Source organism: Myxococcales bacterium (genome assembly GCA_016720545.1).
Taxonomy (GTDB): Bacteria; Myxococcota_A; Polyangia; order Polyangiales; family Polyangiaceae; genus JAAFHV01.
On record JADKKK010000006.1, the window covers coordinates 174,155 to 200,559 of the forward strand.

A 26,405-nucleotide genomic window follows, 5' to 3' on the forward strand; every position below is an offset into this window, starting at 1 on the left:
GACGCGGGCCCGCTCTCATTTTCCCCCGTGTCGGGGCGCCACGAGTCGAGACCCGAGGCGGCGACTATACGCGCGCGATGCGCCCCCGCGAGAGCACCACGAAGCGCCGCGCGAGGAGCGCAGAGACCACGACGAGCCCGGCGAAGAGCCCCCACCAGAGGCCAGGGGCGCCCATCCCGAAGCGAAAACAGAGGAGCAGCGCGAGCGGGCAGCCGACGGCCCAGTGTGCGCCCACGTTGGCCCAGAACGGGAACTTCACGTCGCCCGCCCCGCGCAGCGCGCCGGCCGCGACGCTCTGTACCCCGTCGAACACCTGGAAGAGCATCGCCACCCGCATGAGCGCGACGGCCGTGCCGATGACGCGCGCGTCTTTGGTGAACAGGCCCACGAGGAACGCCGGCACGAGGAAGAACACGAGGCTCGCGACTCCCATGTAGGTTGCACCTACCGCGAGACCGAGCAGGCCCGGGCGGCGCGCGGACCGGCCCTCGCCCACGGCGTAGCCCACGCGCACGCTCGTGGCGCTGGAGATGCCCTGCGCGCCCATGAAGGTGAAGCTCGAGAGGCCGATGACGATCTGATGGGCGGAGACCGCGTGCTCGCCCAGGAGGCCGGCGATGACGCCCACGGCCGCAAAAACCCCGATCTCTGCGCTGAGCTGCAGACCCATCGGGACACCGAGACCGAACACCCGGGCGAGGGTCGGGGCGCCGTCCGACGAGGCCTCGCGGCGTCGGAGCGCGGCGCGCAGCACGACGACGACGAGCACCAGGTTGGCGAGCGCGTTCGCGACTCCGGCCCCGAGGGCGCCCCGCGGGCGCAGGCCCACGGCCGGCAGCCCCACCGCGACGAGCGCCGCGTCGCCTTGGACGAGCAGCGCGCACGCCGCCACGTTCACCACGTTCGCGACCACGGCGGCGACCAGCGCCGGGCGCGTCTCGCCGTGCGCCTGGAGGAACGACTTGATCGCGAGGAACGCAGGAAACAAGAACATGCTCGGCGCCTGCGCGACCAGGTACGCCCGGGCCGGCGCCACGAGAGACGCCTCGACGCCGAGCGCCGGCAGGGCGAGCGTGATCGCCCACGCGAGCAGCACGGTGGGCACCCACACGAGCGCGAGCGCGCCGAGCGTCCGCGTGAGCGCGCCCCACGCCCGACCCCGCTCGCCCGCCCCGACGGCCTGCGACGCGAGCGGCTCGAGCGCCCCCGCGATCCCGATGCACACGGCCATCGCTGCGAAGCCGACCGAGCGCCCGATGGACGCGCCCCCGAGATCGGCGACCGACACGCGCCCGAGGAACGCGACGTCGACGAGGCCGAGCAGCATGAGCCCGAGCTGCGCCACCGCGATGGGCCAGGCGAGGCGGAGGAGCTCGGCGAGCTCTCTGCGGGTCGCCCCGCTCATGGGAGTCGCCGCGAGGAGCGAGCAGCCGGCGGCGGCGAGGCGGTCTTGGCGGCAGTGAGCACGGCGTCGCGGAGGTGCGCGACATCGTTCCAGGAGACGAGGCGGGCGGCGCCGTTGGGCTCGCGCTCGAGCACGGTGACCGACGTGTTCGCGAGCGGGCCGAGGCGCCTCATGGCGTCGGCGACGCCGCCTCGGGAGCCCAGCACGCCCGCTACGTAGGCCTTGATGGCGGCGCCGTGCGAGACGACCATCACGTGGCAGCGCGCGCTCGGCCCCGACGCCGCCTGGGCCGCCGACGACGCCGCGAGCACCGCGCGGTCGACCGCCTCGCCCACGCGGGCCGCGAGCTCGGCGTAGGTCTCGCCGCCGCCGCGCGGCACGTCGAGGCCGGCCCGCCACGCGGCGTGCTCTTCCGGGAAGAGCGTCTCGACCTCGCGCGCGGTCTTGCCCTGCCAGGTGCCGACGTACACCTCGCGCAGACCCTCGTCGACGCGCACCTCGAGCCCGAGGACCTGCGAGAGCACCGTCGCGGTGTCCACCGCGCGCTCGAGGTCGGAGCTGTAGAGCGCGTGGAGATCGACTCCGGGCTCGAGCTCGGCGAGCCGGAGCGCGAGCTTCTCGGCCTGCACGCGGCCGCGCGCGTTGATGCCCCGGCCGCCTTGCCCCTGATACACCCCCGAGTGGTTGTCGTCGGTCTCGCCGTGGCGCACGAGGAAGAGGCGCGCGCATGGACCAGAAAAAGGCATGGTCGGGGCTCTCCTTCTGCCACACGCTTGCGGTCTCGGGCAAGGAAGGCTAAGTGGTCCTGCCCCGTCGTTATCGCCCCGCCCGCGCGGGGCCTCGCTGAAGGATTACCCCATGGCGCGTGTCACCGTCGAAGACTGCCTCGAGCGTGAAGAGAACCGCTTCGCCCTGGTGCTGCTCGCGGCCACCCGCACGCGCCAGCTCATGAAGGGTCAGCCTTCGCTCGTCCCGTCGAAGAACAAGGCGGCCGTCACGGCGCTCCGCGAGATCGCGGCGGGCAAGGTGCACTACGACCGCTCGAGCAACGACGTCGTCTCGGAGTGGATCGACGCCAAGGCGCGCGCCGGCCAGCCTTGAGCCGAGCGGTCTCGCCGCCCGCCGCGCGTGCGCCCCGTGCGCCGCGCGCGCAGCGCGCGAAGACCCCCTCCACCCCGACCGATCCCGCCGCCGCGCTGCGCAGGCTCGGCTCGTTCGCGCACTACGCGGACCCTGCATACTACACGCACACGTACGCGGCTCGCGACGCCGACGTGCGGTACTACGTGGAGCAAGGCAAGCGCGCCCGCGGGCCGGTGCTCGAGCTCGGGGCGGGCAATGGACGCATCACCCTGCCGCTCGCGCGCCACGGCGTCGAGGTCGTGGCGCTCGACCACTCGCGCCCGATGCTCGCCGACCTCCGCGCGCGCCTCGCGGACGAGCCTCCCGAGGTGCGCGCCCGGGTGCGCGTGGTCGAGGGCGACATCCGCGCCGCGCGCCTCCGGAGGCGTTTCGCGCGCGTGTTCTGCCCGTTCAACACGGCGCTTCACCTGTACACGCGCGACGATGTCGAGCGCTTTTTTGCTACGGTGAGACACCACCTGGCCCCGGGCGGCGAGCTCGTCGTGGACCTGTCGGTGCCGCTCGCGGAGAACCTCGCGCGCGACCCCGAGCGCCCCTACGGCGCGCCCCGCTTCCGCCACCCGACCGAGGGGCTCGTCCGCTACAAAGAGCTCTTCGACTACGATCCCGCGACGCAGGTGCTGCTCGTGACGATGCAGTTCTTCCCCGAGCCGCCGCGCGCCCCGTTCGCGACCGTGCTCGCGCACCGGCAGTACTACCCGAAGGAGTGGGAGGCGCTGCTGCACTACAACGGGTTCACGCGCCGCTCGGTGTTCGGTGACTTCTTCGGCGGCCCGCTCACGCGCGACAGCGACGTGATGGTCTGGCACGCACGACCTCGCCCCGCGGTTGGGCGCGCGCAGACGCGGACACGGGGGGGCGCGTGACCCTCGAAGGCCGCCTCGCCGATCGCCTCCAGCGCGTGCTCGGACGGATCGCCGAGGCGGAGCGCGCTGCGGCGCGAGCGCCGGGCGAGGTGAAGCTCGTGTGCGTGTCGAAGCGCCAGCCCATCGAAGCGATCCGGGAGGCCTACGCGCTCGGCCAGCGCCGCTTCGGCGAGAACTACGCCCAGGAGCTCGGCGAGAAGGCCGAGGCGCTCGCCGACCTGACCGACCTCGAGTGGCACTTCATCGGGCACCTGCAGTCGAACAAAGCGAAGGTCGTCGCGCGGTGGGCTTCGGTCGTCCACGCGATCGACGCCGCGAGCGTGGCGCGCGAGCTCGGACGCCGAAGGCTCGCGCTCGGCCTCCCGCCGCTCGCGGTGCTCCTCGAGGTGAACCTGGGCGGCGAGGCGCAGAAGCACGGCATGTCGGCCGCAGAGCTCCCCGAAATCGCGGCCCGCGTCGCCGCGGAGCCCGCCCTCGCCCTCCGCGGCCTCATGACCGTGCCGCCCGCCGGCGACCGCGAGGCCGCGCGACGCGTGTTCTCCACGCTGCGCACCTTGCGCAACGTCGCCGCGCCGTCGCTCCCCGAGCTCAGCATGGGCATGAGCGACGATCTCGACGTCGCGATCGCCGAAGGCGCCACCTATGTACGCGTAGGTACGGCGATTTTCGGCGAGCGGCGCGCCTGACTCTGCACCTCGTCGCCGCCGCGGAGCCCGCACCCACCCGACCGCGGGCACCGGTCGCGCGCCACTCAGCCGCGCCCGCGGCATCGGCGCAAACTGTGACACCACGCGCACGAATTGCGCGTCTCGAACGAGAGCGTCGCCGCAACCCCGCGAGAACTCTACGACTCCCATCGGCCCAAGACGGCACGATCTCTGCAAGATCCTGGGCAACGAAGGAGGACGGCATGCACACGCGTCGTTGGCTCGCTGGCGGACTCGGTTTGGTGACGATGGCGGCGGCCATCTCGTGCTCGAGCTCGACCCCTCCCGCGGAAATCCCGCTCGACGTGCTCGGGGGCGACACGAACGTTCCTGCCGCGCAGGTAGGGAACGTGGTCTCGCTCGGCACGGTGAAGGTGGGAGCCGACTCGGTCGACGTGAACGCGCGCATGACGATCACGAAGAACGAAGGCGGCCTCGTCACGGCGCGGGTGACCGCCGATCCGACGAAGGACCCGCGGATCGCCAAGTTCGCCGCGCTCATCCCCGCCTCGGCGAAGAAGGCCGACGGCACGGTCGACACCGAGGTGAAGTTCCGCGTCACGACAGAGGGCGTCCAGGACTTCTTCAACAAGGACGGCAAGCCGCACACGGTCGTGAAGTACGCGGGCAACGTCGGCGACACCTACAAGGTCTCCAAGTCGGACGGCGTGGTCATCACGCGCACGGTGGTCGCCAAGTCGGACAAGGACGACTTCCCGTATGGCTTCTTCAGTATCAAGACCATGACGATCGAGCAGGACTCGCGTATCCCGGGGATCAAGAAGATCGTCATTCGCGCGAATCACAAATTCGGTATCGTCCACGTCGAGGCGGTGGCCGATGACGGCAGCACGATGAGCTCGTACGTGCTGTCGAAGAACTGAGCGCAGGGTGGGCGCGCCGTCCTCGCAGCGGCCCCCGGCCGCGCTCCCGTGGCTCCCGGCAGCGCTACGGCCCGCCGGGCTCGCGCTCACGGTCGCCGGGGGTGCGCTCGGCTTCGCGGCGCTCGCGCGCGGCTTTCGCCCGCGCCTCCTCGACGTGAAGGTGTTCGCGCTGCACGCGCGCTACTTCGAGTCGAAGAGCTTCCAGGTCATCGAGAAGAACGTGACTCTCGAGATGGCGGCGCTCCTCCTCTTCGGGGGGCTCTTCTTCATGGCCTTCGCCCGCGATCGTGTGGAGACCGAAGAGACCGAGCGGATCCGACTGTGGGCGCTCGCCTGGGCCACGTGTCTCGGCGCGGCGCTCTTGCTCGTCGCCACGCTCACCCTCTTCGGCCTGGGGTTCGCGTACGCGCTGGGCGCCCACGCGGTCGTCACGCTCGCGCTCGCGTCAGCCCTCGCAGCGGCCTCTCGGGCGCGCACCGCGCTCGCGCGGAGACGAGGCGCGACACCATGAACGTGGCGAGCCCGCGCGGCAGGCGAGGTGTCGCCATGAACCTGGAGGTGAGCCCCGGGGCGACCGTCCTGTGCCGCCCGTCCGAAGGGAGGAAGGCATGAACGAAGCGGGGAACGAGCTCCTCTCGCGCACCTCGTGGCTCTACACGAAGCTCGTCGAGGGGCCGTTCTTCTTCTTCGACCTCTGGTCGCTCGCGCACCTGTACTCGGGCTTTTTCGTCATGCTCGTGGTCCTCGCGCTCCGCGCGCGGCGACCTTGGGCCTGGCTCGTCGCCGCGCTCGTCGCGTACGAGCTCGTGGAGCTCGCGTTCATCTACGTCGCGTTCCACGCCTTCCACCCCGAGACCTTGAAAGACCAGGTGACCGACGTAGTGGTAGGGTCGCTCGGCGCGCTCGTGGCGACCCAGCTCGTGCGGCGATGCGCGGCGACCCCCGGGCCAGGTCGAGCGCGAACCACCCGGCACGCGGCGGCCGCGCTGATGGCGGTCGCGATCGCCTTCGAGTGGGTCGGCAATTACGGATACCACTACAGCCGCCCCCTCTTCAACTCCCCGGGCCTCTGCTGGTGGGCATTCTTTCTTTGGACTCTTGGGTTCATCGCGATCGGCGAGGGATATGCCCTCTTCGAGGCGCGACTCGCCTCGCGCCTCAAGGCCCTCGCGGTGACCGTGCTGGGTTATGGGGCCGTGCTGGGTGTGGTGGAGTACCTTGGCTACGCGGTGCTCGAGATCCGCGAGGTGGGGCACCCGGAGCGGACCGCGCTCGCGCTCGACCTCGTGCACGGCACGCGAGCGCTGCATGCCTTCTATCTCGCGGCGCCCTGGGCTGGCGTGGCGGCCTTCGTGGGCCTGCGTGGCCTCCTTCGCCGGGCGACGGTAGCGGGCTGCGCTGGCGGCGTGGCGGGCGCGCGCGCGGACGCAGCGGAAAAAGGCGGCGCGAGACGGGGCACGGCGGTTGACCGCCGCGTAGAACGACGGATACTCACGCCATGAAGCGCCTCGCCCTCGCCCTCGCCCTCGGGCTCTCGCTGTTCGCCGTCGCGGCGCCGGGCTGCGATGGCTTCGTGAAGTCTTCCGACGACGCGGGAGCCACCGACTCGGCTTCCCCGCCAAGCGACGCGCCTCCGCTCGTGGACGCGACTCCGCCCGACGCCGCCGCCCCCGACAGCGCCTCGCGTGACGCCTCACTCGAAGCGTCAAGCGACTCTGGCGCCTGCGGCCTCCCGAGGGTGGTCGGGCCGTGCGAGGCCGCCATTCCGCGCTTCTGGTTCAACTCCGGAACCGGCCGCTGCGAGCCCTTCGTGTACGGCGGCTGCGGAGGGAACGCGAACAACTTCAAGGATGTAGCCGAGTGTGCCGCGGTCTGCGCCCCGGCGGTCGCGAACCCGTGCGAGATCACCGACTGCGGCGGCTCGGCGCGGTGCGTGTTCCAAGCCTCGGTGCCGCGGTGCGCTGAGCCGTGCGACGACGCCGGCGCGTGCGGCGCCCCCGCCGCGTGCAATTGCGGAGCGAGCTGCGCGAACTGCCGCGACTGCATCAAGGTCTGCCTGTAGCAGCCCGTGCCGTCGCGCTACTCGGCGGTGCTCACGAGCTGGACGCGGGTCACGGTCCCCGCGATGATCGGGTACTTGCCCGTGTTCACGGGCACGACGAGCGTCGGCGGCGCCACATGGCAGGCGCCGCGCTTCCCTGCGACTTCAAGCGCCCCCGGACCAGGGTTCACGTTTGAGATGAAGGCGAACGCCACGTCGCTCGTGACGGTCGCCTCGAGGGACGGCTCGGGTGTGAAGGTACTCCCGCCATAGCTGATTCTGGCCTCGGGGTGGTCGACGACGGTCAGTTGGTAGCCGCCGGTATCGCAGGCGCCGACCGGGTCGACCTCGACCAGGAAGTGGGCCTTTGACGGGTTGAACACGCCCGCGAACGGGTCCGGAACGGGGCTGCCGGCCAACTGCGGGTCCAGGGCGCCCTGCGAGATGAGGGGTACCACCACGTCGGCGCGAAGGTCTGGGTACTCGAAGTTCCAGATCTCGCTTGCGCTCGGGTAGTACCCCGGAGTCACCGATTCGACCCTCACGTAGAACGCGGCTCCGGTCGATGGGCTCACCCGCACAATCCCAGCGCCGCGAACCGGCGCCACGGAGCCTAGGCAGGCGTCGACGAGCCGCACGTTCACTTCAGGGCTCGCGACCTGCGTTCCGCGATACCGCCCGTCCAGCCGCGGCTCGACGTCGAGCTTCCCGGGCGTACCGCACGGCTTCGCGGCGTCCACCACCGGCGGGGGGGAAGCGTCGACCGGGGGGGGGAAAGCGTCGACCGGCAGCGCCGCGTCCGGCCCAGGCGTCGGCGGGGGTGCCGGCGGGGGCGCAGGCGCGGCCGGCGTGCTGCTGCAGTGGAGCAAGATGCCACAGCTGGCGATCGTTAGCGGGAGGAAGCGCAGGCGCTCCGCGAGGCGTCCGACGGGCGGGTTCAAGGTTCGACCGAAATCTTCCACATGTCGGCGATCCAGCGGTCGACCGGCACGACGGGGCCCGCGTCAACCTCCGAGTCTGCGAGGCCCGCTTCCGCCGCGCCCCCGTCGTCGGCGCCGGCGTCTTCGGAGTCGCCGAGGCTAGGGAGGTCCTCGTTTTCGGTGTTCCCGAGTCCCAAGTAGAGCGCGTCCCGGAACTGCCAGGTAGACGCGGCGTGGCGCCCTATGTAGCCCGGAGGAGTCACGAGCTCATACCAGTTGGACCCATCCGCGGTGTAAAACACATCCCTCAGGTTGCTTGTCTGGCCGAGCACCTGCTCGTTCGAGGCGCCGCCGAGGACCCAGAGGCGGTCGTCGAAGACGTCGACGTTGAGCATGTGACGAGGAATGAACGGCGTGTGCTCGAGATCGCGCCGCCAATTCACGCCGTCCGCGCTGCTCCAGACGTCGTCGTATTGCACGCGCTCGGGGCGGCTCGGCTCGTCGTAGAGTCCGCCCGAGACGAGCCACATGCGGCCCTTGAAGACGGCTGGTCCGAAGATCATGCCGCGAGGCGCCCAAAGCGGGCCCTCCGTTGGGACACGGGTCCACGTCGCCCCGTTCTGGGAGGACCACACGTCTGGGTAGGCCAGGGTGAACTCGCTGAAAAATGTCTGCCCGCTCACCACCCAGAGCTTGTCCTGGAAGCTGAACACCGGCTGAAGCACCCGCGCAGGGTAGTTCGTATTTGCCGAGACGCGGGTCCACGCGACGCCGTCCGTCGAGCTCCACACGTCACGTGTGGGTGTGTGGACGCCGTCGCCACCGACGATGAACATCTTCCCGGCGTGCGTGACGCAGCCCATCGTATGCCGCCCGCTCCAGTCGCTCGAGCTGTCGAAGGTCGCGGGGTCGTAAAACGTGTTGGGCTTGATGAGCTGCCACGTGCTCGCGTCGGTGCTGCGCCAGACGTCGTTCGCCGTGATCGCGGGGTACGCGAGCGGATTGTCGGGGTTCCAGCCGCCGAGCAACCACATCGCGCCGTCGTGCACGAGACCGCAGGCGCCGTCGCGCGGCCGGATCGGCAACTGTTCGGTTACGCGCACAAACGAGTACTTGCGCTTCTGCGAAGGGATGAGCGGGATCGACCGGCTGTCGACTTGGTGGCGTCCGGCCGTGACGCGCACGCGAATGGTGGTCCCGCCAGTCGCCGGGACGGTGATCCGGGCCCGCCGGGCGACCTCGTCCACCATGAGGCGTCCGGTCTCTCGGTCGTGTCGCGGGACGCTCGTCCAGGTCGCGCCCTCGTCGAGGCTGTAGGAGATCGTGACGCTACGAGCGCTGGAAAAGGGGTTCCGCGCGTACTTCTGAGTGGGCACGTCCCCCCAGAGGACCGCGTGCTCGCTCTCGCGTGCCCACGGCGTCTCGGCGGCGGAGGGCGAGACGAGGCGAAGGACCGGCCCGGCGTCCGGCGGCGTGGAGACGCCGCCCTCGGGCAGGGCGCTGGGGGGGACGGGCGGGGTGCTGCTGCCGCTGCCGCTGCTGCTCCCGACCGCCCCATCGGCCGACGACGGCGCGGCGCTGTCCGCTTGGCCGCATGAAGCGACCCACCCGACCGCCCCCGCGCACGCGACGAGGAATCCGAGGCGACGGGTCCTGAGGCTCATGAGTCTCCAGCGGATGAAATCCCTCGTGAAGTCGAGGAGTAGCGAGGGGTGGCGTAGCACGTCGCGGTGCGCCTGTCACGGTGGCTCGCGACGGAGCTCAACCTTTGCGACTTGGCCGGTCGCGGGCGGCAGCCGTCGACGACCTCCCGTCGCCCGCGCCGCATCGGCACGGCGGTCATCGCTCCGGTCCGGACTTCGGGGCGACGGCCGCGCAGCCATCGGCGCCGGTCGCCGCGACCTGGAGGCGCTCCTCGACCAGCCAGCTCACGCGGCGCAGCCGCGAGAAGAAGGTGCGCTCGAAGGCGTCACGACCAGGCACGCCCACGAAGGGCGTGGGCGTGAGGCCCACGATGCGAAAGGGGCACACTTCGAGCCGCGGTACCCCGCCGCGGGCGAGCGTGAGCCGCGCGAGGTAGCCGTAGGCGGTCGCCGGCACCCCACGGTGGGCCTGCATGAGCAGGTTGCCCATGCTGTAGAGGATCGGTTTGCCGCGGTACCACTCGATGCCCTGCACCACGTGGACGTGGTGCCCGAGCACCGCGTCGGCGCCTGCGTCGACGACGGCGCGCAGCAGGCGCCGCGTGCGCAGCGTGGGCGCGTCTTGGTATTCGTCGCCGCCGTGGTAGCTCACGACGATCGAGTCGAGCGAAACGTCGCGACGGAGCTCGGCCACCTGCCGCGGCAGGCGCTCGCGGTCCGCGTCTGCGACGAGATCGCGCGCGACGTGCGCGGCGAGCGGCCCCTGGTTCCAGATGTCGGTCACCGCGAGGAGCGCGAGCCTGTGCCCCTCGTGCTCCAGGATCACGGGGCTCAGCGCCTCGTCGCGCGTCCTGCCCGTGCCGACATGCCGCACCCCCACCCGGTCTAGGTTCTCCAGCGTCTCGACGAAGGCTCGACGCCCGAAGTCCCACGCGTGGTTGTTCGCGGTGGACACCACCGTGATCCGCGCCCGCGCCAGCGCGTCGGCCCCGACCGGCGGGCCCACGAAGACCAGAGAGTTTTGCCGCGAAATGGTGACACCCCCCTGCTCGCTGAGCTGGCTCTCGAGGTTCGCGAAGCGCACGTCTCCCGACGCGAGCAGCGGCGCCAGCGTGGCGAGCGGGTCGGTGGCCGGATCGCTGAGCAGCCGCTGGCCCATGGCTCGGGCGAGCTCGAGGTCACCACCGGCCACGAGGACGAGGCGCCCGGTCCCTACGCGCGCGGCAGCGGCGCCGGCGTCGCTCGTGCGCGCGCCGCCGTCCGGGGGCGCCGCAGAGACCTCCGCGCCCGCTTCACCCGTCGGCGCGGGCGCGGGCGCGGGCGGCGCAGCGGGTGGGACGCCGGGGTCGGTCTTCGCGGTGACGACCGGCCCGCAGGCCGCCGCGAACGCCAGCCAACACACCAGCCACCACGCGAGACGCCACGCGAGCGGTGCGCCTCGCGTGGCCACGTCAGTCGACGATGTCGACGTCGGTGCCGTCGGCGACGAGGGCGGCGATGACGTCGATCTCCGATTTCTCGAGCACCACACACCCGTGGCTCTGGTAGCTCGCCTTTTTGAAGGGGTGCTGGTCCGGCGGCGGTCCGTGGATGCCGATGTCGTTGCCGATGGTCGCGCCCTTGGGGAGCTCACCGCTCGCCTTCAGGCGGTCGAACCGGGCCTTGTCGTCCGCGTTCGGGTAGTCGAGCTCCAGGAAGATGTGGAGGTGCGACGGCGCGTGACGGACCACGTGGTAGTGCCCCACGGGCGTGACGAGATCCCCGGCACGGCGCTTCGGCCCGGCGCCGCCCTTGCCTACCGCGACCGCGTAGGTGAGGACCGCTCGGTCGCCGCTGTAGAGCTCCAGGGTGCGCGCGCTCTTCGTCACGACCACCCGCGTGACGGGCGGCATCGCGGGCGTGTGGCGAACCTCTCCGCAGATGAGCGGGAAGATCCCCATGAGAAGAGCGCTCGGAAGCCACCCGAAGGCCATGCTCCAAGTCTAGCTCCCTCGGCGACGACGGACCGCTTTTTCGACCGCGCGATAGGCCGCTGGTAGGCTCACGCCGACTCCATGGGACCCCCGCCCGGCCCGCCACCGCAGCGCACGAGTCCACGCCTCCCCGCGCGCGCTCGGCGCTGGGCTCGGCTCTGGATGGCGCCGCTCGCGCCCCTCGCGCTCGCTGCCGCCTGCTCGCGAGCCCCCGTCCAACCGAGCGCCCCGCCGCCGGGGCTCGCGCCAGCGCCGACAGCCAAGCGCGCGTGGGCCCCGTCGCCGGCGCCTCGTCCTTCGGGCACCGCGCCGGCCGTCGCGGCCGCGAGCGCCGTGACACCGGAGGAGGCGCTCCCCACGACCGCCGGCCCCGTGCGGCTCCTCGCCGTCGGCGACATCATGCTGGGGCGCACGGTCGGCGAGCGCATCGCGCGCGCGCCCCACAGCTCCCCGTTCGCCCACGTCGAGGACCTGCTCCGCGGCGCCGATCTCGCCGTCGGCAACCTCGAGTGTGTGCTCGGAGAGGGCGGCGTCGAAGCAAAGAAATCCTTTACATTTCGAGCACCTAGCGAGGCACTCCCGCTCCTCAAGGCCTCGGGCCTCGACGTCGTGCTCGTCGCCAACAACCACATCCTCGACTTCGGCGTGGAGCCGCTCGGCCCCATGCTCGCCTCGCTCGACGCGAGCGGAATACGCCACGCCGGCGCGGGCCTCACGGAGGACCAAGCGCACGCCCCGGCGATCGTGACGAGCCGCGGCCTCCGCGTCGCGTTCCTGGGCTACGTGAGCGTGCCGCGCGAGGGCGGCGGCGAGAGCGGCTTCAACGCGCGCGAATGGGAGGCGCGTGGCGCCCAGCCGGGCGTGGCGTGGGCCGATCCCCCGCGCGTCGCCACAGAGGTCGCCGCGGCGCGCGCCCGGGCCGACGTCGTCATCGTGCTCCTCCACGCGGGCAACGAGGAGCTGCGCACCACGAGCCGCGCTCAGCGGGACGCAGCCCGCGCCGCGATCGACGCGGGGGCGGCGGCCGTGCTCGGCAGCCACCCACACCGCGTGCAGGCGCTCGAGCGCTACCAGCGGGGAGTCATCGCCTACAGCCTCGGCGACTTCGTGTTCGACGGGCGCGACATTCTCTCGGCGATGCTGGAGCTGGAGCTCACGCGGAGCGGCGTCACGGCCACGCGGTGGATCCCGCTACACACCGCGCGCGGCACGCCCACGCCGTACGTGGGACGGGCGCGCGCAGACTGGAAGCTCTATCTCGAGCGGCTCGCGCCACCCGAGCCACCGCCGCGGCCGCGCCGTCCCGCGCGCGATCAGCCCCGGTAGGGGCCCTCGCCGACTCCCCGCTTCGCGGCGCTCAGCGCCTCCTCGAACGTGGCGGCAGCGTACTCGACGCTCGCCTGATCACTCCCCTGCACGTCGAGGTCACGGAAGCTCCCGTCGTCGAGGTTCATCGCCACGCTGTAGGTGGTGTTCTTGCCGTGCGTGACGCGGGGCGAGAACCCGAGGACGCGCTCGAGCGGGAGCGTCGTGTTGCCGCGGTCGGGCACCGGCCCACTGCGCCAGCTCACGGCGTCGCGCCCGATCGTGAGGCGCCGGGTGTTGAGCAACGTGACGAAAGCCTTGTGCGTGAGAAACACCCCCGCGCCGAGGTGCAGGACCCCGAAGGCCGCCATGAGCCAGGTGCCGCTGGAGAGCGCGATCGCGTACCAGACGATCATGAACGTGTCCCACACGAAGCAGAAGAAGAGCAGCGGCACCGCGGCCACGCGGTTCGGCGGGAGCACGCCCTCCCAGCGAGGCGCGGCCGCGTCGCCCGAGGTGCGCTCGACCAACCTGTACGACTCAGGCCGGTACACGCGGCCCGTCGCTGGCGAGAGCGGCGTGGGCGAGAACGGGGTGACCGCGACGGGGCTGGGCGGCATCACGGGGAACGGCACGATCTCGCCGCAGGGGCGGCACACACCGACCCCGCGCGACACATCCAGGTCCTCGCCCGGAACGGCCTGACCACACCGCGGACACTGAAGCTGCATGCGTGCTCTCTCCCCGAAGGCGACCGTAGCACCGGTGCTCGTCCTTTGGCTGGCTCGCGCCGCGTGCACGGCGCAGCCGTTGGGTCTACCCTTGCACGCGCGATGACACACGCGCAGGCTACGGCCCGGGGCCACGAAAAGAAGGTCGCGCTCTTCTGGCCGGGCGACGCCCGCGCGAAACCGAACGAGCTCGCCCGCGCCAGCGTGGCCGAGACGACGACCCAGCTCGAGCGCGCGCTGCGCAAGCTCGGTCGCACGCCCTACCTCGTCGAGGGCTTCGTCACGAAGCCGTGCGAGTCGATCGAGCGCCTCGGGCCCATCGACGATCCGATGATCGGCGTGTGTGTGCACTGGATCTACGGGCCACACACGACAACGGGGGTGGCCGGCAAAGACAACCCGCTCCTCCTCGCGAGCAACTTCTCGGGGCGCTGGCCGGGGCTCGTGGGGCTGCTCAACACCGGCGCCTGCCTCGAGATGCTTCGTCGCCCGTTCTCGCGTGTGTGGACCGACGCGGCGGATTGGACAGCCGATCCCGCGTTCATGGAGCGCCTCGACGAGTGGTGCTCCACGGGTCGCATCGCCTACCCGACGAGCGAGGTGCGGATGCACGCCGCGATCTCTCCCGAGGCCGCGGCGCGCGCCCGTGAGGTGGCGGCGGGGCTCCGCCGACGACGCGCCCTCATCCTCATGCTCGGCGACACGTCGATGGGCATGATCAACGGCTATTTTGGCCCGCGTCTGCTCCAGCCGCACGGCTTCGCCGAGCACAAGGTCGACCAGGCGTGGCTCCTCGACCGCGGGCCGCGCATCGCCGAGAAGCGCATCGACGACGCGCTCGCGTTCGTGAAGGACCGAGGCCTCACGTTTCATTGGGGCGAGGGCGGCGCCGCCGACTTCGACGAGCGCGCGACGCGCGAGCAGCTCCGCGACTACCTCGTCGTGCTCGACCTCCTCGCGGAGGAGCGCGCCGACTGCCTCGGATGGCAATACCAACTTGGGCTCCTGCCCCTCCGGCCCCCGTCCGACCTGTCCGAGGGCCTGCTCAACTCGGCGTGCCGGCCCGAGTCGAACGGCCACCCGATCGCCTGCGCGACGGAGGCCGACCAGGGGAACGTGGTGCCGATGGAGCTGCTGAAGCGCCTCCTCGTGGCGAAGGGCCTCCACGACGCCGTCATGTTCCACGACGTGCGCTGGGGCGCCGAGCACGAGGGCCGCTTCCTGTGGGTGCTGCTGAACTCGGGCTCGTGCGGCGCCTACGCGTTCAACCACGACCCCACGACGCTGCGCGGCGCCCACAGCTACCGCCAGCCCGCGGAGTACTTCCCCATCGCGGGCGGCACGCTGGCCGGTGAGAGCCTGCCGGGCGTCATGACCTGGGCGCGGGCCTACGTGAAGGACGACGTGCTGTGGATGGACGTCGGCAAGGGCGAGGTGGTGAAGCTCCCGCCCGAAGTGCGCGACGCCTGGTGGAACGGCACCACGCGCGAGTGGCCGTTCATGGCCGCCGACATGGGGATCTCGCGCGACACGCTGATGGCGCACTACCTCTCGAACCACGTGGCCGTGGCGTACGGCGACGTGTTCGAAGAAATGGTCGCGCTCTCGCAAGAGCTCGGGTTCCGCGTGCGCATCCTCGGGCGCGCCGCATGACCCCCCTCACCTTGGGCGTCGACGTCGGGACAGGCAGCGCGCGCGCCGGGCTCTTCGACGCGAGCGGCGCCCTCCGCGGGCTCGGCGTGTGCCCGATCGCGATGGGCACCCCCGAGGAGGACTTCGCCGAGCAGTCCTCCGAGGACATCTGGCGCGCGTGCGGCGTGGCCGTGCGCGCGGCGTTGGCCAGCGCCGGCGCGACCGCCGACGACGTCGCGGGCGTGGGCTTCGACGCGACCTGCTCGCTCGTGGTGCTCGACGCGGACGACGCGCCCGTCACCGCGAGCCCCACCGGCGACGACGCGTGGAACGTCATCGTGTGGATGGACCACCGCGCGATCGACCAGACGCGCCGCGTGAACGACGCGGCGCGCGCGGGCGGCCACGAGGTGTTGCGGTACGTGGGTGGCGCGATCTCGGTGGAGATGCAGACGCCCAAGCTGCTCTGGCTGAAGGAGCGCCTGCCGGCGAGCTTCCAGCGGGCACGACGCTTCCTGGATCTCCCTGATTTTCTTACGTTTCGCGCCACAGGCGACGACACCCGATCCCTGTGCTCCACGGCCTGCAAGTGGACCTACCTCGCGCGGAGCGCTCCTCGCGACGCGCGCGACGCGGTCACCGAGTCCGGCTGGCAGGCGCCGTTCTTCCGGGACGTGGGCCTCGGCGAGCTCGCCGACGAGGGCTTCTCGCGCCTCGGCCAGCGCGTGGCGCCGATGGGGCAGCGGGTCGGCGGGCTCACCGAGCGCGCCGCGCGCGAGCTCGGGCTCCGCGCCGGCACCCCGGTCGGCGCTTCGATCATCGACGCCCACGCGGGCGGCCTCGGTCTCCTGGGCATGACGATCGACGGGCAGGCACCCACCGCAGAGACCCTCGACCGCCGCCTCGCGCTCATCGGCGGCACCTCCACGTGCCACATGGCGGTGTCGCGGGAGCCGCGCTTCATCCCCGGCATTTGGGGCCCCTACTTCTCCGCCATGGTCCCCGACCTCTGGCTGACGGAGGGCGGGCAGTCGGCCACCGGCGCGCTCCTCGATCACACCCTCGCCACCCACGCGCTCGGCGCCGAGCTCTCGCGCGACGCGGCCGCGAGGGGACTCCGCGCGACCGATCTCTTGCACGAGCGGCTCGACGCGCTCGCCGCAGGCGCGCCGTTCGCGGCCGCCCTCACGCGCGACCTCCACGTGCTGCCCGATCACCACGGCAACCGCTCACCGCGGGCCGACGCGAGCCTGCGTGGGATGGTCTCGGGGCTGAAGCTCACAGGCTCGATCGACGCGCTCGCGTTGCTCTACCTCGCCACGGTGCAAGCGCTCGCGCACGGCACGCGCCACATCGTCGATACGATGAACGCCCACGGCTACCGCATCGACACGCTGCTCGCGACCGGCGGCGACGCGAAGAACGCCGTCTTTCTGCGCGAGCACGCCGACGCGACCGGGTGCCGCATCGTGCTCCCGCGCGAGCCCGAGGCCGTGCTGCTCGGCGCGGCCATGCTCGGCGCCACCGCGGCCGGACACCACCCAGGCGTGCTCGCCGCGATGAACGCGATGAGCTCGGCGGCGCGTGTCATCGAGCCGGCGCGCGGACCGGTCGCCGCGTTCCACGACGCGAAGCACCGGGTTTTTCTGCGAATGCACGACGACCAAGTGGCCTATCGCGCGCTCATGGCCTCGGGAGACTCCACATCTTGAAACGCCGCTCCCTCCTCGCCGCGCTGCTGGTCGCGCCGCTCGCGCCCGCAGCGCTCGTGTCGTGCAAACGCGACACGGCGCCTGCCGCCACGAGCTCCGACGGCGGCGCGAAGGCCACACGCCTCCGGGTCGCGGTCATCCCGAAGGGCACCACCCACGAGTTCTGGAAGGCCGTGCACGCCGGCGCGAACAAGGGCGGCGTCGAGGCCGGCGTCGAGGTCCTGTGGAAGGGCCCGCTGAAGGAAGACGACCTGAAGGCCCAGATCGACGTCGTCCAGTCGTTCGTCGCGCAGGGCGTGGCCGGCGTCGTGCTCGCGCCGCTCAGCGACACGGCGCTGCGCGGCCCGGTGAAGGCCGCGGTCACGGCCGGAATTCCGGTCGTGGTCTTCGACTCCGACCTCCGCGGCGACGATCACGCGAGCTTCGTCGCCACCGACAACGTGGCCGCCGGACGGCTCGCCGCCGACGCGCTCGCGAGGTCCCTCGGAGGCAAGGGGCGCGTGCTCGTGCTGCGCTACCAGGTCGGCTCGGCCAGCACCCAAGGCCGCGAGGAGGGCTTCCTCACCGCCATCAAGGAGCACGCGGGTATCCAGGTCGTGAGCGACAACCAGTACGGGGGGGCGACCACCGAGAGCGCGTTCTCCACGAGTGAGCGGCTCCTCGCAGCGCAGCGCGCCGGCGCCGACGGCGTGCAGGGCGTGTTCACCCCGAACGAGTCGACGACGTTCGGCATGCTGCTCGCCCTACGGAAGGGTGGCCTCGCGGGGAAGGTGAAGCTCGTCGGCTTCGACGCCTCCGAGAAGCTCCTGGCCGCCTTGGAGGGCGGCGACGTCGAAGGCCTCGTCGTCCAGGATCCCTTCAAGATCGGCTACTTGGCCGTGAAGACCATGGCCGCGCGGCTCCGCGGGCAGCCGATCGAGAAGCGCATCGACACGGGCGCGCGCCTCGTGACGAAGGCCACCCTCGCCGAGCCCGAGGTGCGCGAGCTCGTGCGGCCCGACCTCAAGAAGTGGCTGAGCGAGTGAGCGCGCGCGGACCCGCTACGGACGCGGGATCCGCCCAGGGGCGATGGAGGCTCACTGCTCGAAGCAGTAGAGGTGGCGCGCGTTGGCGCAGAGGTTCGTGCCCGAGCTCGTCCAGAAGCCTGGGAGATCCGCCCGGCCCACGGTGCCCATGAAGCGGCCGCCCGTGTCCCACCCGCCGCAGTGCTGGAGGGAGGTCCCCGCGGGGCTCGCGCCCGTCCACACGAGGATCGCCGTGCCGAGCGCCCCGGTCTGATCGGGGATGGATTCAAGCGGCTGGCCGCTCGCGGGGTTGCCCGTGAAGAGGAGCTTCGTGCGCGTGACGTCGTAGTAGGGGCCGGGCGCCGTGATGCGCTGCGCGGCGGACTGCGTCGAGTCAGACAACCACGCGCGGAAAGTGCCCGAGAGGCGCGCGCCCGCCGCGACCTGCGCGCAGACGAAATCGCCCCCGCGGGCGCCCGGGCCGCCGCCTCGCGCCCCCAGGGTGTCGCCCGCGTAGGTGGTGGACGTGAAGAACACTCTGCGCAGCGGCCCAGCGTCCGCGGCGTCGAGGCCTGCGTCGGGGCCTGCGTCGGGGCCTGCGTCGAGGCTCGCGTCGGAGCTCACGTCGGCCGCACCGTCACGGGGTGGGGCCACCTCCTGCGCCGCCGCGTCGCTGATCGAGGGCCGACTGGCGTCCTCCGGCTGCAATTCGGGCGCCTCGGGCGCGATAGCGTCGGGTTCGACGTCGAACCGACCGCCGCAGCGGACGAGCGCGAGCGCGACGAGGAGCCCCCCGCCCACCCTCGCGAGGCGCCGCAGCGCCCGTGTCCCGCTTCGACCGCGCATGATGGCCACGCTCGCAGCGTAGCGCACCCGCACGCGACGGCCACGCTGCATCGGAGCGCGCCGGCTTCGAGGTAGGCTGCGGGGATGTCCCTCCCTTCGAGATTCGTCACGCTCGCGCTCGACGTCCAGTGGGGCGACATGGACGCGCTCGGGCACGTCAACAACACCCGCTACCTCACCTGGTTCGAGTCTGCGCGCATCGCGCTGTTCGGTCGGATCGGCCTCGCGTCGGTGGCGCCGCTCACGGTCGGGCCCATCCTCGCGACCACCACCTGCGACTTCCTCCGCCCGGTCGTGTTCCCGGCGAGGGTGGAGGTCGGCGTGCGCGCCGTGTCGATCGGGGAGACCAGCGTCAAGATGGAGTACGAGGTGCGTGACGCCGCCGCGGCCGAGACCCTGTACGCCCGCGGCACGTCGGTCGTCGTCATCATCGACTACCGCACGATGCAGAAGATCCGCGTGCCGGACGACGTGCGCGCCGCGATCGCTGCGCTCTAGCTCTAGCAGCCTCGCGGGGCAGATGCATATTGCACGCTCCCCCGAACGATGGGGCGCGCTGCGGGCCTCGCGAACTCCTGGTAGCCTCCCAGGGCATGAGCACCGAGCCGCCGATCAACTCCGATCTCCTCGAGGCCCGCCTCGACAAGCTCTCGGGCGGGCCCGCCATCGAGCGCATTCGCGCGCGCCTCCAGGGAGCGGACGACCGCAGGCTCTTCCGCGTGAACCCGTATACGTTCGCCGCAGAGGAGGGCGTGGCGCCCGAACGCGCCGTGGAGCTCTTCCTTCGCGCGGCCGCCCTGGGACTGTTCCGCGCCGAGTGGCTGCTCGTCTGCCGCGGCTGCGGCGAGTACGTCCTGACCCACGCCGGCCTCCGCGACCTCGAGGCCGTCGTCCACTGCGTCACGTGCGCGCGATCGCGGGACGCAAACCTGGACGAGAGCGTCGAGGTGGCGTTCACCGTGCACCCCGACATCCGCCAGATCCGCTACGCGAACCCCGCGTCGCTCACGCCGGAGGACTACTTCACGTCGTACGCGCTCTGCCCGAGCATCCTGGTGCGCGGCGAGGGGCGCTCGCTCGTCGAGCACGTACGCCTCGGGGCGAAGGTGATGACCCGCCTGGCGGCGGGCGCGAGCCACACGTTCGACGTGGAGCTCGAGGTCGGGTGGATCGTAGGCAGTCCGCGAATGATGATCACCGTGGAGGGCGAGCCCACCTCCGAGCTGCGCGAGGTCACGCTGCGGCTCGAGGGCACGGCCTTCACGCCTCGGCCGAAGCTCGCGCCGGGCCCCGCGAGAGTGACGCTCGTCAACGGCACGGACCGCGACACGTTCGTGCTCTCGTACTTCACGCCCATCGTGACGTATTTCGACTACCTCCCGTTCCTCTCGGGCCAGCGGCTCCTGAACTCCCCCGAGTTCCGCCGGCACCTCGGCACCGAGGTCGTGCGCCCGGGCTCTGCCATCCCCACGCGCGACAACACGCTTCTCTTCTCCGACCTGCGCGGCTCCACGGCGCTCTACGACCACGTTGGCGACGTCGCCGCGTTCGAGCTCGTGTCGACCCACCTCGAGCGCCTCGCGCGGGTGATCACGCGGCACTCCGGCGTCGTCGTGAAGACCATCGGCGACGCCGTGATGGCGTCGTTCACGCGGCCCGTGGACGCGGTCCGCGCGGCCTTCGAGATGGGCGGCGAGCTCCAAGGCCTCGGCGACGAGGGGCAGCTCGCCCTCAAGATTGGCATTCACAGGGGGCCCTGCCTCGTCGTCAACGTGAGAGACGAGATTGACTACTTCGGACAGACCGTGAACATCGCGGCGCGCGTCCAGGGCCTCGCGAAGAGCGGGGAGGTGTGCCTCACCGACGCCGTGCTCGAGGGCGCCGAGGTCGCGCAGGTGGTCGCCGAGCACCGCCAGGCGGCCCACCCCGGGAGCGCTGCGTCGCCGCTGCCGAGCGAGTCCGTTGGGCTGCGGGGCGTGGGCACCCCGTGCGTCGTCCACCGCCTCGGTGGGTGACCGGCGAGACGCGAACCCATCCTGGCGGTCGCGGGCTCTCACGGGCGAGGTGCCCCATGAGGAAGACGTGCTCGCTCTCCTGGCTCTGGCGGCTCTGGCCCATGACCGCGCTCCTGCTGCCGCTTCTTGCCTGCGCGAGCAGCGCGAACGCGCCGCTCTCCGCCGCGGAGCGCGACGGCCTCGTGTTCACCCGCGAGGAAGAGAAGCTCGCGCGCGACGTGTACAGCGCGCTCCAGCGCCACGATCCTTCGTTCGTGAACGTCGGCGCGAGCGAGCAGAACCACATGGACGCGATCGAGACCCTGCTCGACCGCTACGACGTGGCGGATCCAGCGGAAGGGCGCGCGGTCGGCGAGCTCACGAACCCCAAGCTCAAGGGCCTCCACGACGCGCTCGTCGCGAGCGGCTCGCGCTCCCGCGAGGCGGCGCTCGCCGTGGGAGTCGAGATCGAAGAGCTCGACATCGTGGACATCGAGACGGCCCGCCAAGCCGTCACCCACACCGACATCCTCACGACCTACGACAACCTCACGCGGGGCTCCCGGAATCACCTGCGCACCTTCCACGGGAAGCTCGTGGCCGCGGGCGGGAGCTACACGCCGAAGCACCTCGACGCGGCCGCCTTCCGCGCGATCGTCGAGTCCGGCACCGAGCGAGGCCCATGACTCGCCAGAGCTAGCTAGCTTAGCTATCGCTAGAACGCCTCGTTGATCTGGATGTAGAAGGCGCTCGTGCCGTCGTTGGCCACGCCCACGTCGAAGCGACCGTTGAGTCGCTCGTCGCGGTCGAACATGAAGCGCAGGCCGCCGCCGGCGGTGCCCTTGATGTCGTGAAAGTCGAAGTCGAGCAGGCCGGGCGCGACTACTCCCGCGCTCGCGAACCCCACCCGCCGAAACGCCACACGATGGGGAAGCGGTACTCCACCTGAGAGATGATGGCGTTCTGATCGCGAAAGCGGCCGTCGAAGTATCCGCGCATACGGAACTGCCCGCCGAGCCCGGGCAGCTGGGTGAACGGCACGTTCCACGCCGTCGAGGCGGCGTAGCCCTGAATGGCGAACACGTGGTTCCACCAGAGGGGGAAGTACTTGCGCGCGTCGAGCGTGAAGAGCGAATAAGTGTGGGTGCCGCCCATCGCCGAGGAATAGAACATCCCCGCCGCGCCGAAATAGGCGCCTCGCGTGGCGGAGAGGTAGTTGTCGCGAGAGTCGTAGGTGAGGCGAAAGCCCAGCCCCGAGACAGTGCTCCCGCCCGCGCCCAGCACCGACGGGTTGGTGGCCAGGTTCGCGTCCTCCCGGTCGCGCTTGGTCACCTCGACGTGCTCCGCGTGGTACTGCATCCCGAAGTACGCGAACGGCGCGAGCCGACGATAGAGGCCGAAGCGCACGCGGAGGAGGTCGTAGTTGAACGTCTCCTCGTTTCGCTGGGGCGTGTTCGGGCCCACGCCGTAGAACCGGTCGAAGAGGCGCTCGTAGCTCACCTCGCTCTCGATGAGCAGCTTGCCGTGCGACAAGTACACAGTGGGCGTGAGCTGCACGAGCAGCTGCTTGTTGACCGTGTAGATCACGTCGCCGTCGACGTTGGAGGGGCGGTCGTCGAGCGTCTCGCCAGGGAGACGGAAATAGTAAAAGCCCGCGACGCCGAGCGCGAGCTTGGTCTCCGGGGAGTAGTACACCGCCGGCACGACGAGGCCGCCCGAGCTCGTGCGCTCGTCCTTCTTCTCGGGGCGCGCGCGGCGATCGTCGGTGGCTTGGGCCGCGGCCCGGTGCGCCGTCGCCAGCGAGGCGAGCGCGACGAGTGTGGCAAAGGCGGCGGCCGCGCGCCTCAAAACGGGAACTCCGGTAGGTAGACCTGAAAGCCTAGGTAGAGCCCGAACTCGGTCGAGTTGAAGCGAATGGCTCGGTCGTTCTCGCGGCCGGTGAGCCGCGCGAGCTGGGCCTTCCCGACGACGTCGAACGCGATGCCGCGCGCGAGAAAGTAGGTGAACCCGGCGCCGCCGCCGAGCGCGATGCCCTTGGCGGTCGCGGTCAGCGGGACACGGGTGTCGAGCGCGCTCTCCTCGCGAGAATAGAACGCGGTGTAGCCCCAGTCGGCCTCGCCGAAGATGGCCCAGCCGTCGGACATGGGCACGTAGTACCGAAACCACGGGCCGAGCGAGAAGGTCTCCTCCGAGCCCTCGGAGACGGTGCGGGTGTTGTTGCCCTCGCCCGTCGTGTCGCGACGGATCTCGACCTCGTACGCGAGGCGCAAGCCGACGATGAACCGCTTGGCGAGAAAGTAGCCGTTTCGTGAGGTGACGCCGTAGCGTGAGGCGCGGAGGCTGGTCGTGCTGGCCGAGCGGGCGCTGCGCTCCGTGGACAGCGCGCTGCCCGCGAAGCCCGCCGCCCAGGTGCCGGCGGGGAAGTACTCCGTGGGCGGGGTGAAATCCGGCTTAGGGGGGGCGCGATGGGGCTCGTCGGCCCGCGCCGACCCCGCACCGAGGCCCGCGGCGAGCCAGAGCGCGCTGAAGAGCGCGAGGCCGAGACCGACAGGTCGCTGGGGGAGGCGGGAACGCAATGCACCCGCGGCATAGCAACCCGCGTGCCGCGTGCGCAAACCCGAAAATTCGGGATCGCGCGGGTTCCGTGAACGACGGGCGACGCCCGGCGACGCGCGACAAGGTCACGGAAAGAAAAGCCCCACACGGGGGGATGTCCGTGTGGGGCGGTCCTCCTCGCGCAGGGAGGGTTTGCGCAGGAGAGAAGTAGAGGCGGCATGCGCCGACCGGATGGGGGGATGACCGACCGGCGCTTGCCTGAAAGGGCAGTTGCAACGAGCGGGCCAACCGCACGCGACAAGGTTCCGGGGGTTAGGGGCGACGGGCGGGAGGGTTTCGTTTTCGGAATCGGTCGTGCGTCCGTGCACTGTCACGGAGCGCGGTAGCTCGCTTCAGCCGAGATCGCCGCGCGCTGTCGCTTCGTCGATCTGCGCCATCAGCTCTGCCGTGAGCTTGGGCGCGATCGCGAGCGCGCGGAGGTTCTCGGTCAGCTGCGAGACCCGGCTCGCGCCCAGAATGACCGTGCTCACGCGCGGGTTCTTCAGGCACCAGGCGATCGCGAGCTGGGCGAGGGTGCACCCGAGCCCCTCGGCGATCGGCCGCAGCCGGTCCACCGCCGCGAGGCGCTCGGGCTTCGTGACCTGGGGCTCGAGCCACGAGTAGCCCTTCAGCGCCGCGCGGCTGTCCGCCGGAATTCCCTGCTGGTACTTGCCTGTCAGCAGGCCCGACGCGAGGGGGCTCCACGTGGTGGTGCCGAGGCCAACCTCATCGTAGAGCGGCCCGTATTCGACCTCCACGCGCCTCCGGTGGAGCAGGTTATACTCGGGCTGCTCGACGACCGGTCGGTGCAGGTGGCGTTGCTGGGCAACCCGGTGCGCCTCGCGGATCTCCTCGGCGCTCCACTCGGACGTTCCCCAGTAGAGCGCCTTCCCGGCGGTCACCATGTCGTGCATCGCCTGTACGGTCTCGGCGATGGGGGTCTCGGGATCGGGGCGGTGGCAGTACGCGACGTCGACATAGTCGAGCCCGAGCCGGGCGAGCGACCCGTCGATCGCCTCCCGAAGGTACTTGCGATTGAGGGTGTTCTTCTCGTTCGGGCCGTCGTGGAGACCCCAGTAGAACTTGGTGGAGACGAGGTAGCTCCCCCGTCGGAAGCCGAGCCGCTTCAGGGCCGCGCCCATGACCTCCTCCGAGCCGCCGCGGGAGTACACCTCGGCGTTGTCGAAGAAGTTCACGCCCGCGTCGTAGGCAGTCTTCATACATTCCACGGCCGCGTCGACGTCGACCTGTTTGCCGTAGGTGACCCACGAGCCGAACGAGAGCTCGCTCACCTTCACGCCTGCCTGCCCGAGTCGCCGGTAGCCCATGGGGATGCTCATCGCGCACGAGCCTACACGAGCCCCGCGCGCGCCCGCTACTGCGGGGTCGAACGCTCGAACGCTCGCCGCTCGAACCGTTCGCGCGGGGTACCGGCTCTCACGCACGGAGGCGACCATGAAGGTCCACGCGCTGTTCGATCCCGCCACGTACACCCTCACCTATGTCGTCTACGACGAGGCGACCCGCGACGCCGTCGTCATCGACCCGGTGCTCGACTACGACGCCGGCGCGGCGGCGACGAGCACGACGTCGCTCGACGCGCTCGGCGCGTTCGTAGCCCAGCACGGTCTCCGCGTGCACTTCGCGCTCGAGACCCACGCGCACGCCGACCACGTCTCGGGCGGGGCCGTGCTCCGAAAGCGCCTCGGCGCCCAGGTCGTCGTGGGCGCGCGCATCACCGAGGTGCAGCGCACGTTCCGGGGGGTGTTCGACCTCGGTGACGCCTTCGCGATCGACGGCAGCCAGTTCGACAGACTCGTCACCGAGGGAGAGCGCCTCGAGGCCGGCTCGCTCTCCGTCGGCGTCCTGGAGACCCCCGGCCACACGCCGGCGTGTGTGTCGTTCCTCGTCGGCGACGCGGTCTTCACCGGCGACGCGCTGTTCGTAGAGGACTACGGCACCGGCCGCTGCGACTTCCCCGCCGGCAGCGCGAGCGCCCTCTACACCTCGGTGCACGAGCGCCTCTACGCCTTGCCGGACGAGACCCGGGTGTTCGTGGGGCACGACTACCAGCCCGGGGGGCGAGAGCTCCGCTTCGAGACGACCATCGGTGCGTCGAGAGCCCACAACGTGCACATCCGACAGGACACATCGCGGGCGCAGTTCGTTCACCTTCGCGAGTCGCGCGACGCCACCCTCGCTCCCCCGAGGCTGCTCTTCCCGAGCGTGCAGCTCAACGTCAACGGCGGACGTCTCCCGCCCGCGCACGCCAACGGGCGCCGCTACCTCAGCGTCCCCTTGAACCTCTTTCGGCCCGCGACCGAGGACGACGTGTGACGGCGTCCCGCGCGAAGGACGTCGTGGCGCGCCAGACGCGAGCCTGATAACGAGAGCGTATGCGGCTACCGCGAGAGGCTCGTCACTGGCGCGCGCGGCGCCTCTTCGCCCTCCTCTTCGCTGCCTCGTCGGCGGCGTGTGGGGCGCTCGCGGCCTGCTCGAGCGGCACGACCGAGCCCGGCGGCCCTGCCGCCGCCGTGCCCTCCACGTCCGGGGTGGACGCCGGCGATCCCGAGGTGCGCCGTAACGCCCGCTTCCTCGCCGACCTCACCCTCGACGAGCGAAAGCAGCTCTGCGACTGGACGGCGGCGATCGGAGGCGGCTACGGCAAGGTCACGGCGTGCGAGGGCGGCCTCTCGGTCTCCACTCTGCGCGACCAGGCTGCCTGCCTCGAGGCGTACCTCGACGCGTGCGACACGGCCACGGTCACCGACTGGGAGACGTGCCGCCGCAAGGAGGTCTCCGACCCGTGCGCGCTCTTCCTCTACTCGGCCGAGGAGTGCCGCGAGATGCGCCGCTGCCTCGGGCGCACCGACGGCGGCCCGCCCCCCCCAGGCCGAGAAGGAGGCTGAGATGCGCCGCAAAATAGGTCTGATGTGTCTCGTCGCGCTCGCAGCCTGCAGCAGCGAGGGCGAGCCCGCGGGCGGTCCCGCCGATCCTACGAGCC

The 26,405-nt window shown here is 71.3% G+C and carries 28 protein-coding genes; 16 read left to right on the top strand and 12 right to left on the bottom strand.

Translation table 11 applies throughout. From position 1 onward, the window contains the following. Nucleotides 1–64: 64 nt before the first annotated feature. Together IPQ09_14490 and IPQ09_14495 are read right to left on the bottom strand one after the other, a co-directional pair. Nucleotides 65–1,405 carry an MATE family efflux transporter gene (locus IPQ09_14490; protein MBL0195409.1) on the bottom strand — a complete coding sequence of 447 codons (1,341 nt, stop codon included), beginning with the start codon at nucleotides 1,403–1,405 and terminating at the stop codon, nucleotides 65–67. Beyond that, nucleotides 1,402–2,151: a histidine phosphatase family protein gene (locus IPQ09_14495; GenBank protein MBL0195410.1), complete on the bottom strand. Its 750-nt coding sequence runs from the start codon at nucleotides 2,149–2,151 to the stop codon at nucleotides 1,402–1,404. The genes IPQ09_14490 and IPQ09_14495 overlap by 4 nt, the downstream gene beginning before the upstream one ends. Nucleotides 2,152–2,263: 112 nt before the next feature. Between IPQ09_14495 and IPQ09_14500 the strand changes: the two genes are divergently transcribed. The 7 genes from IPQ09_14500 to IPQ09_14530 all read left to right on the top strand — a co-directional run bounded on the left by IPQ09_14500 (nucleotide 2,264) and on the right by IPQ09_14530 (nucleotide 7,067). Beyond that, nucleotides 2,264–2,506, top strand: a complete 243-nt coding sequence (locus tag IPQ09_14500; protein MBL0195411.1) for a DNA-directed RNA polymerase subunit omega — start codon at nucleotides 2,264–2,266, stop codon at nucleotides 2,504–2,506. A 95-nt stretch (nucleotides 2,507–2,601) separates the two neighbouring features. Beyond that, nucleotides 2,602–3,414 (top strand): methyltransferase domain-containing protein, encoded by an 813-nt coding sequence (locus IPQ09_14505; protein MBL0195412.1) that lies wholly within the window; start codon nucleotides 2,602–2,604, stop codon nucleotides 3,412–3,414. Next, nucleotides 3,411–4,100: a YggS family pyridoxal phosphate-dependent enzyme gene (locus IPQ09_14510; protein ID MBL0195413.1), complete on the top strand. Its 690-nt coding sequence runs from the start codon at nucleotides 3,411–3,413 to the stop codon at nucleotides 4,098–4,100. Before IPQ09_14505 ends, IPQ09_14510 begins: the two co-directional genes overlap by 4 nt. A 224-nt stretch (nucleotides 4,101–4,324) precedes the next feature. Next, the gene (locus IPQ09_14515; GenBank protein ID MBL0195414.1) at nucleotides 4,325–5,005 is read left to right on the top strand and encodes a hypothetical protein; all 681 of its coding nucleotides are present in this window, start codon (nucleotides 4,325–4,327) and stop codon (nucleotides 5,003–5,005) included. A gap of 7 nt (nucleotides 5,006–5,012) precedes the next feature. Further along, nucleotides 5,013–5,516, top strand: coding sequence for a hypothetical protein (locus IPQ09_14520; GenBank protein ID MBL0195415.1), 504 nt, complete (start codon nucleotides 5,013–5,015; stop codon nucleotides 5,514–5,516). A 97-nt stretch (nucleotides 5,517–5,613) separates the two neighbouring features. Then, complete coding sequence (locus IPQ09_14525) at nucleotides 5,614–6,507, top strand: hypothetical protein (GenBank protein ID MBL0195416.1); 894 nt, start codon at nucleotides 5,614–5,616, stop codon at nucleotides 6,505–6,507. Next, nucleotides 6,504–7,067: a BPTI/Kunitz domain-containing protein gene (locus IPQ09_14530; GenBank protein MBL0195417.1), complete on the top strand. Its 564-nt coding sequence runs from the start codon at nucleotides 6,504–6,506 to the stop codon at nucleotides 7,065–7,067. The genes IPQ09_14525 and IPQ09_14530 overlap by 4 nt, the downstream gene beginning before the upstream one ends. 17 nt (nucleotides 7,068–7,084) lie before the next feature. Here the strand turns inward: IPQ09_14530 and IPQ09_14535 are convergent, their stop codons facing one another. From IPQ09_14535 to IPQ09_14550, 4 genes are all read right to left on the bottom strand, one after another. Continuing rightward, the gene (locus IPQ09_14535) at nucleotides 7,085–7,987 is read right to left on the bottom strand and encodes a hypothetical protein (protein MBL0195418.1); all 903 of its coding nucleotides are present in this window, start codon (nucleotides 7,985–7,987) and stop codon (nucleotides 7,085–7,087) included. Continuing rightward, nucleotides 7,984–9,630: a hypothetical protein gene (locus tag IPQ09_14540; protein MBL0195419.1), complete on the bottom strand. Its 1,647-nt coding sequence runs from the start codon at nucleotides 9,628–9,630 to the stop codon at nucleotides 7,984–7,986. Before IPQ09_14540 ends, IPQ09_14535 begins: the two co-directional genes overlap by 4 nt. Before the next feature lie 175 nt (nucleotides 9,631–9,805). Continuing rightward, nucleotides 9,806–11,059, bottom strand: a complete 1,254-nt coding sequence (locus IPQ09_14545; protein ID MBL0195420.1) for a CapA family protein — start codon at nucleotides 11,057–11,059, stop codon at nucleotides 9,806–9,808. A gap of 1 nt (nucleotide 11,060) precedes the next feature. Then, entirely contained in the window at nucleotides 11,061–11,582 is a 522-nt protein-coding gene (locus tag IPQ09_14550; protein MBL0195421.1) for a L,D-transpeptidase, read from the bottom strand. An 81-nt stretch (nucleotides 11,583–11,663) separates the two neighbouring features. Between IPQ09_14550 and IPQ09_14555 the strand changes: the two genes are divergently transcribed. Beyond that, a complete protein-coding gene (locus IPQ09_14555) occupies nucleotides 11,664–12,908 on the top strand; it encodes a CapA family protein (protein MBL0195422.1) in 1,245 nt (414 codons plus the stop codon). On the opposite strand, the gene IPQ09_14560 is transcribed toward IPQ09_14555, so the two are convergent. Continuing rightward, nucleotides 12,896–13,618, bottom strand: coding sequence for a hypothetical protein (locus tag IPQ09_14560; protein MBL0195423.1), 723 nt, complete (start codon nucleotides 13,616–13,618; stop codon nucleotides 12,896–12,898). The two genes, IPQ09_14555 and IPQ09_14560, sit on opposite strands and share 13 nt — an antisense overlap. Before the next feature lie 102 nt (nucleotides 13,619–13,720). Here IPQ09_14560 and IPQ09_14565 point away from each other — a divergent pair, with 102 nt between their 5' ends. The 3 genes from IPQ09_14565 to IPQ09_14575 are packed head-to-tail and all read left to right on the top strand — an operon-like array spanning nucleotide 13,721 to nucleotide 17,987. Continuing rightward, a complete protein-coding gene (locus tag IPQ09_14565) occupies nucleotides 13,721–15,271 on the top strand; it encodes a fucose isomerase (protein MBL0195424.1) in 1,551 nt (516 codons plus the stop codon). After that, entirely contained in the window at nucleotides 15,268–16,962 is a 1,695-nt protein-coding gene (locus IPQ09_14570; protein MBL0195425.1) for an FGGY-family carbohydrate kinase, read from the top strand. The genes IPQ09_14565 and IPQ09_14570 overlap by 4 nt, the downstream gene beginning before the upstream one ends. A 23-nt stretch (nucleotides 16,963–16,985) precedes the next feature. Next, on the top strand, nucleotides 16,986–17,987 hold the full coding sequence (locus IPQ09_14575) for a substrate-binding domain-containing protein (protein MBL0195426.1): 1,002 nt from the start codon (nucleotides 16,986–16,988) through the stop codon (nucleotides 17,985–17,987). Between the two features lie 51 nt (nucleotides 17,988–18,038). Here the strand turns inward: IPQ09_14575 and IPQ09_14580 are convergent, their stop codons facing one another. Further along, complete coding sequence (locus IPQ09_14580; GenBank protein MBL0195427.1) at nucleotides 18,039–18,821, bottom strand: hypothetical protein; 783 nt, start codon at nucleotides 18,819–18,821, stop codon at nucleotides 18,039–18,041. A 75-nt stretch (nucleotides 18,822–18,896) separates the two neighbouring features. Here IPQ09_14580 and IPQ09_14585 point away from each other — a divergent pair, with 75 nt between their 5' ends. From IPQ09_14585 to IPQ09_14595, 3 genes are all read left to right on the top strand, one after another. Beyond that, a complete protein-coding gene (locus IPQ09_14585; GenBank protein MBL0195428.1) occupies nucleotides 18,897–19,310 on the top strand; it encodes an acyl-CoA thioesterase in 414 nt (137 codons plus the stop codon). Between the two features lie 95 nt (nucleotides 19,311–19,405). Continuing rightward, nucleotides 19,406–20,827, top strand: coding sequence for an adenylate/guanylate cyclase domain-containing protein (locus tag IPQ09_14590; protein ID MBL0195429.1), 1,422 nt, complete (start codon nucleotides 19,406–19,408; stop codon nucleotides 20,825–20,827). A 56-nt stretch (nucleotides 20,828–20,883) separates the two neighbouring features. Beyond that, nucleotides 20,884–21,492: a DUF2202 domain-containing protein gene (locus tag IPQ09_14595; protein ID MBL0195430.1), complete on the top strand. Its 609-nt coding sequence runs from the start codon at nucleotides 20,884–20,886 to the stop codon at nucleotides 21,490–21,492. Nucleotides 21,493–21,521: 29 nt separating this feature from the next. Here the strand turns inward: IPQ09_14595 and IPQ09_14600 are convergent, their stop codons facing one another. From IPQ09_14600 to IPQ09_14615, 4 genes are all read right to left on the bottom strand, one after another. Beyond that, entirely contained in the window at nucleotides 21,522–21,713 is a 192-nt protein-coding gene (locus tag IPQ09_14600) for a hypothetical protein (GenBank protein ID MBL0195431.1), read from the bottom strand. Further along, the gene (locus IPQ09_14605) at nucleotides 21,689–22,654 is read right to left on the bottom strand and encodes a BamA/TamA family outer membrane protein (protein ID MBL0195432.1); all 966 of its coding nucleotides are present in this window, start codon (nucleotides 22,652–22,654) and stop codon (nucleotides 21,689–21,691) included. Before IPQ09_14605 ends, IPQ09_14600 begins: the two co-directional genes overlap by 25 nt. Further along, nucleotides 22,651–23,382 (bottom strand): hypothetical protein, encoded by a 732-nt coding sequence (locus IPQ09_14610; protein ID MBL0195433.1) that lies wholly within the window; start codon nucleotides 23,380–23,382, stop codon nucleotides 22,651–22,653. The genes IPQ09_14605 and IPQ09_14610 overlap by 4 nt, the downstream gene beginning before the upstream one ends. 372 nt (nucleotides 23,383–23,754) lie before the next feature. Then, nucleotides 23,755–24,729, bottom strand: a complete 975-nt coding sequence (locus IPQ09_14615; GenBank protein MBL0195434.1) for an aldo/keto reductase — start codon at nucleotides 24,727–24,729, stop codon at nucleotides 23,755–23,757. Between the two features lie 127 nt (nucleotides 24,730–24,856). Between IPQ09_14615 and IPQ09_14620 the strand changes: the two genes are divergently transcribed. Together IPQ09_14620 and IPQ09_14625 are read left to right on the top strand one after the other, a co-directional pair. Beyond that, complete coding sequence (locus tag IPQ09_14620; protein ID MBL0195435.1) at nucleotides 24,857–25,738, top strand: MBL fold metallo-hydrolase; 882 nt, start codon at nucleotides 24,857–24,859, stop codon at nucleotides 25,736–25,738. Nucleotides 25,739–25,797: 59 nt separating this feature from the next. Next, entirely contained in the window at nucleotides 25,798–26,310 is a 513-nt protein-coding gene (locus IPQ09_14625) for a hypothetical protein (GenBank protein ID MBL0195436.1), read from the top strand. The last annotated feature ends 95 nt before the right edge of the window (nucleotides 26,311–26,405 follow it).